This is a genomic window from Shigella sp. FC1967, assembly GCF_001743005.1.
GTDB lineage: Bacteria > Pseudomonadota > Gammaproteobacteria > Enterobacterales > Enterobacteriaceae > Proteus.
The window spans coordinates 1-5,174 of sequence record NZ_MIIZ01000666.1 but is presented as its reverse complement, the minus strand read 5'-3'; the positions used below and the strand labels follow the sequence as shown (position 1 = coordinate 5,174).

General features: G+C 39.6%; 3 protein-coding genes and 2 pseudogenes. 1 reads left to right on the top strand and 4 read right to left on the bottom strand.

The annotated features are described in order from the left end of the window. The first annotated feature begins 630 nt into the window (after positions 1-630). On the top strand, positions 631-948 hold the full coding sequence (locus tag BHE89_RS09205) for a hypothetical protein (protein WP_069369909.1): 318 nt from the start codon (positions 631-633) through the stop codon (positions 946-948). An 83-nt stretch (positions 949-1,031) separates the two neighbouring features. Here the strand turns inward: BHE89_RS09205 and hemY are convergent. The 4 genes and pseudogenes from hemY to hemC form a co-directional block, all read right to left on the bottom strand. Continuing rightward, positions 1,032-2,253: pseudogene (gene hemY / locus BHE89_RS09200) on the bottom strand (protoheme IX biogenesis protein HemY). A 4-nt stretch (positions 2,254-2,257) separates the two neighbouring features. Then, positions 2,258-3,511, bottom strand: coding sequence for a uroporphyrinogen-III C-methyltransferase (hemX, locus tag BHE89_RS09195; protein ID WP_069369907.1), 1,254 nt, complete (start codon positions 3,509-3,511; stop codon positions 2,258-2,260). Further along, a complete protein-coding gene (gene hemD / locus BHE89_RS09190; RefSeq protein WP_069369906.1) occupies positions 3,508-4,269 on the bottom strand; it encodes a uroporphyrinogen-III synthase in 762 nt (253 codons plus the stop codon). The genes hemX and hemD overlap by 4 nt, the downstream gene beginning before the upstream one ends. Continuing rightward, a pseudogene (hemC, locus tag BHE89_RS09185) lies at positions 4,266-5,174 on the bottom strand (hydroxymethylbilane synthase); the annotation flags it as partial. The gene hemD and the pseudogene hemC, both read right to left, overlap by 4 nt.

Below are 5,174 nucleotides of genomic sequence, written 5' to 3'. Positions count from 1 at the left end.
CATGAAATATAAGAACTTTATTTTATTTGTCGGTAAATGCCAACACTCTCTATTTTTTAAATGTCGCCAATAGGAGACATATAACATGCTGATTTTAAATAATTAAATATTTGATGTGTTTTCTTGTCGTGAAAAAAGAGACGTATTATAAGACCCTATATTTTCTTTTTTTATTTAGCAATAGCATGGTGAAAGTACAGACCATAGCTTCTTTATTATTAAAAATGAGTAAAGTTGGAAAGAAAAACTAAAATTCAATACGTTACATTATTCATTTTAGAGATAAGGGATATTTTTAATAAAAAATGAAAAAATTGGCACGTTACATGCAGTATGTATAGTGTAGATGCTCATTCCACTCCTTATGACAGCATATGGCTTCATAAACCTAGGAATGATGCAGAGCCGATTATTCGGTGCCTACGTCCACGTTAACGATGAACATCATTCATCATCAACAGGACGAAACGTTGAGTGAGGCACCATCCGTCTGTAGACCTGATTGTATATTTATACGCCTGTATATTTTTATGCAGGCGTTTTTTTTATCTATTAATAGACAGCTATTTTGTGTTCACTGCATTATCACGCTATTATCCAGTGCAAGGGTAGATTGGAAATATTATCAATATGATAAATAAGCAAAAAGCATATCTTGCACAAGAAAAACTCTTTCTTATAGAGAAATTTGGTCCATTATTGTTCTTTTTGATCCCGCTTATTATGCTCATTGTTGGGGGGAAATCATGGGCTAAATATGTGGCTTTTCTTTGTCAGGGGATTGCACTGATTTATATCATCGTGTTTTATCAAGCGAGAAAACATTACCTGTCATTTAAGCAAGAAAATGAGAAAGGAATACCCACTCGTTTTTATCGTATTGCTTGGGTGTATGTCTTTTTGACTTTATGTGCAGAAGTGGTGCTGTTATTTCAATATGGCTTTTAAATCAAATAAAAAACCCTCAATATAAAGAGGGCTTTTAATCTGACGATCAATCTGATTATGATCGCGTTTATTATTGATTGAGTTTATTGACTTTTTTTAGGCTCTTCAAAAATGACTGAATCCTTTTTCAGTGTCATTAATAAAGCATCTTTACGCACTTTCGCCGACTCTTCAGATTTTTTCTGTTTATCTAATACATCAGCAAGCCACGCAAAGTCATGAACATCAGGACGTTGTTTTAACGCATTACGAAATGCCTCTTCAGCTTGAGCCCATTGCCCTTGTTGCATTGCTATCTGACCTAATGTGCTATTGAGTAATGGGGTTGGTCCATGTTGTTTAATTAATGTATTAAGCACTTTTACAATAACATTGGTATCTGTATTTTTTAAACGAGGCAAGAGTAAGATCAAACGCTCATCATATTGACGTTTAATACCGTCTAAGATGATCGTTTGAGCCGTATTTGGATCGTTGCACTCGATAAGGTGTTCAGCCAACACAACACGCAATGCATTATCATGATGTACTTTACGAGGCTGTGCTTTCCACCAGTTTTTCAGCCCATCACAGCCATTTTCGGACATTTTCTGTCCCATAATTCCGATATAAGCTTTTTGGCGTAATTGTTCTAGTTCATCATCCGTGTGTAATGCAATTTTTTGCATGGAAGGAATGATATCAAGTAATGCTTGCCAAGCCGCTGTTCGTGTATAAGCAACCTCGGCAAGACGTAACACTTCTGGATGGCGGGGGGCTTGATTTAATAATTCATCAACGCCAGTACGCGCTGCATGATTTTCATTTTGTGCTAATAAAATACGCACTCGTGTGATATCAACTGGGAGCTGATTAGTATCAGCAAGCTCAGCTGCGCGTTCAAGATGTTGTTGAACTCGGAATTCATCACCTCGCTGTTGTGCGGCTTCAGCAGCTAATAGGTAGTTTACAACAGGTTGTTCTGCATAATCTGCATTACGGCTCATCAGTTTTTTCAACTTCTTTAAAATCACCTTCCGCTAATTTCATTAATGCCATGCTAGTTTGTTTGCGTGCCCGATTACGTTTACGGAAAGAAAACCAACTATATGCTTTTGAGCCTGTACCAATAAAGCGACGATAACCCCAACCAATCAGTAGTAGGGCTAATTGCAGTAAAATAAATATAATGACAAGGCTAGTCACACTGGTTTCGATATCCCAATCATCAGTTTGTATAAGCACATAACCTTGATGACCAGCCAATAGTGGGCCAAAAATGATGCCCGCAATAAGCACGACAAAAAGGAGCAGTATTTTTAACATAAACTTATTCTCCTTGTTGTGTTACGGGTGCATCAACCGCTGTACTATCAGCAGCGGCATCTTGTATGCTTTCTGATGCATTATGTTCAACGTCTACTGCTTGAGCATCTTGGGCTTCTGCAACTTGTGGCTCTGCGTATTCATTTTGAGCCAGTAAATTGCGGATTTGCTTTTCTACACGTTTTTCTAGCAGTATCGGGCTCTTCAATTCTGATGGCATTGCAAGCGTAATAGGCTGTTTTTCTAATTCAGATATCGTATCTAAAAATGCAGTTGTACTTGGATCTGAAGTATCAAAATAAGCACGTACCCAAGTGGATACAGCTTCCAGTGATTGCTGATAAGTTTCAGTTTGGTGACGAGGTACTGCTTGAGAAGCAATTAATAAACGTGAACGGATATTCTCACGTAGGTAGACATCTTGATTCGGTGCTAATAAAGGAACGGCTGCGGTATCACGACGACGAATGGTAATAAAATCATCCATAAAGCTTTTCCAACTTTTGCTGAGATTCTGTTTCCAATCAGAAAGTGAACCAGAAATGGTTTCGTCGTTTTTATCCATGGGTGAGCCGTTACGCTCCAAACCGGCTAAACGGAGATTATCAATCTGATTTGCTAACTGGTTTAATTGTAAAATGATGCCATCATTATCAATTTTGGTGAGAGCAGCTAAACTGCTGATATCCTCATTAATAGCACGACGGATCTCAAGTAAACTCGGATCGTTCATTTCCGCTAAGCTACTATCCGCACCTTTTAGTAGACTTACCGCGGTCACAACATCTTGATCATTCCATAACTTACGACCTGCCATTTTCACCATAAAATCGGCTTGTGCTAATAGCCAACTTTTGACATCTGCACTGGAAATAGCAGCAAAGCGTGTTTGTAGATCTTGAATTTGGCGCTCTGTCGTTTGGCGCTCGTGTTGTAACTTATCGATAGTCTGCTTTTGTGAGTTAAACATACTATCAATATTGTCAAAGCGTTGTTGATAAGTATTTTGGCGTTGTTGTAATTGGGCAAGCTCAGATTTGAGTGATTGATTTTCTACACTCAGCTTTGATGCTTGTTGATTGGTGTAATAGTAAAGACCACCACCGATTGCCAAAATAACAAGGATTGCAACAGCACTTCCAATTAGGCCTGAGCGCTTGTTATTAACAGGTTTGACTTCCTGATAGCGGACATTCTCATCAGCTTTAGCTGCATCTTTTGGCAAGTCATTATCATTTGTATTTTTCTGTTCCGTCATATCGGCGTCTCATTTAGGTTCTGTATTAATGCATGAAATAAAGCATCATTATTGGCACTTTCAGCAACGGTGACGGTTTCCCACCCTAATGTTTTTGCTATTGTTGCTAATCGTTCACTAACCACAAATAAATGGCAGTTTAACAGCCATGCTTTTTTAGATTCAGCGACCAGATCAAAGAGTTGTTGTAACATTTCACCGCTAGTGACAACAAGCGTATCAACCTGTGCTTTTTCCCATTGAAGCGCAAAGTCTTCGGGGGAATAATTAATAAATAGGCGTTGGTAACATTCGCATTCATCAACAATTGCGCCTCGTTGACTCAATGTTGTTGCGAGTAAATCACGACCACCGTTACCTCTCAGCAGTAATATTTGCTTGTTTTTCACCTGATTAAGCGCAGGAAGGTCAAGAAGATCTTCACTGGTTTCTCCTTGCTCAGGGTAGCAAATTGGAAGACTGCTTAAATGTTGGAAATCTTTCGCTGTGCTTTGACCTATTCCATAATAGGATAGCGTATCTGGCCATGATTGCTGTAATTGATTTAGTTGCCAGTTTGCGTATGACACCGCATTTTTAGAAAGTAAAAATACACAATCACCCGCCCTTAATCCTGTTAGTTTAGCATTTAATAAAGGGAGTTCACGACCTGCGGTGATCTCTATCAAAGGTGCTTGAAAAGCTGTTTGCCCTGCATTAATTAAACGCTGGACTAATGCCTTTCCTGCTGGGTTGGGGCGAGTAACTAAAATACTCATGCAGGTGTGCTACCTTGATACACTGCCGTTAAAATCGCGCGAGCCCCTTTATCTAAAAAGCTCTTCAGCTAATGAGATACCTGCAGTTTCAGCGTTATCTGGCGTGACTAAACGTTCGCCACGTAAAATAGTTTTGCCATCAGGAGAACCGACTAAAGCCCGCAACCAAATTTTGTCATCTTGCCAAATGGCATAGCTTCCAATAGGAACTTGGCAACCGCCTTCAAGGCGAGTATTCATTGCACGCTCTGCTTTAACGCAAATTGCAGTGCGTGAGTGATTGAGGGCATCTAAGCGTTGGCGAGTTTCCTTATCATCTAAGCGACATTCAATTCCCACTGCGCCTTGCCCAACGGCGGGTAAAGATTGCTCAGCAGATAATGGCGTGCGGATCCGCTCGTTAAGACCTAGGCGTTTTAAGCCAGCAACAGCAAGGATAATCGCATCATAATCGCCATTATCTAATTTCCCTAAGCGAGTCCCTACATTACCTCGCAAATCACGAATAATTAGGTCTGGGCGCTGTGCTTTTAATTGACATTGGCGGCGTAAACTGGATGTTCCTACAATGCTACCCGCAGGTAGTTCTTCTAAAGAATCATAATGATTAGAGACAAAGGCATCACGAGGATCTTCCCGTTCACAAATAGTCACTAATCCTAAGCCTTCAGGAAAATCAATAGGAACATCTTTCATAGAGTGAACGGCAATATCTGCACGTGATTCAAGTAGAGCAAGTTCTAACTCTTTTACAAATAGCCCTTTGCCACCTACTTTTGCTAAAGGTGTATCTAAAATGATGTCACCTTTAGTGACCATCGGTACTAATTCAACGACTAAACCTGGATGAGTAAGTTGTAGTTGTTCTTTCACATAAAGTGCCTGCCACATAGCAAGAGGGCTTT

Bases quoted from the DNA above. Each gene is read 5' to 3' on its own strand.
- hemD (WP_069369906.1), bottom strand. From the start codon at position 4,269: ATGAGTATTTTAGTTACTCGCCCCAACCCAGCAGGAAAGGCATTAGTC.
- hemX (WP_069369907.1), bottom strand. From the start codon at position 3,511: ATGACGGAACAGAAAAATACAAATGATAATGACTTGCCAAAAGATGCA.
- BHE89_RS09205 (WP_069369909.1), top strand. From the start codon at position 631: ATGATAAATAAGCAAAAAGCATATCTTGCACAAGAAAAACTCTTTCTT.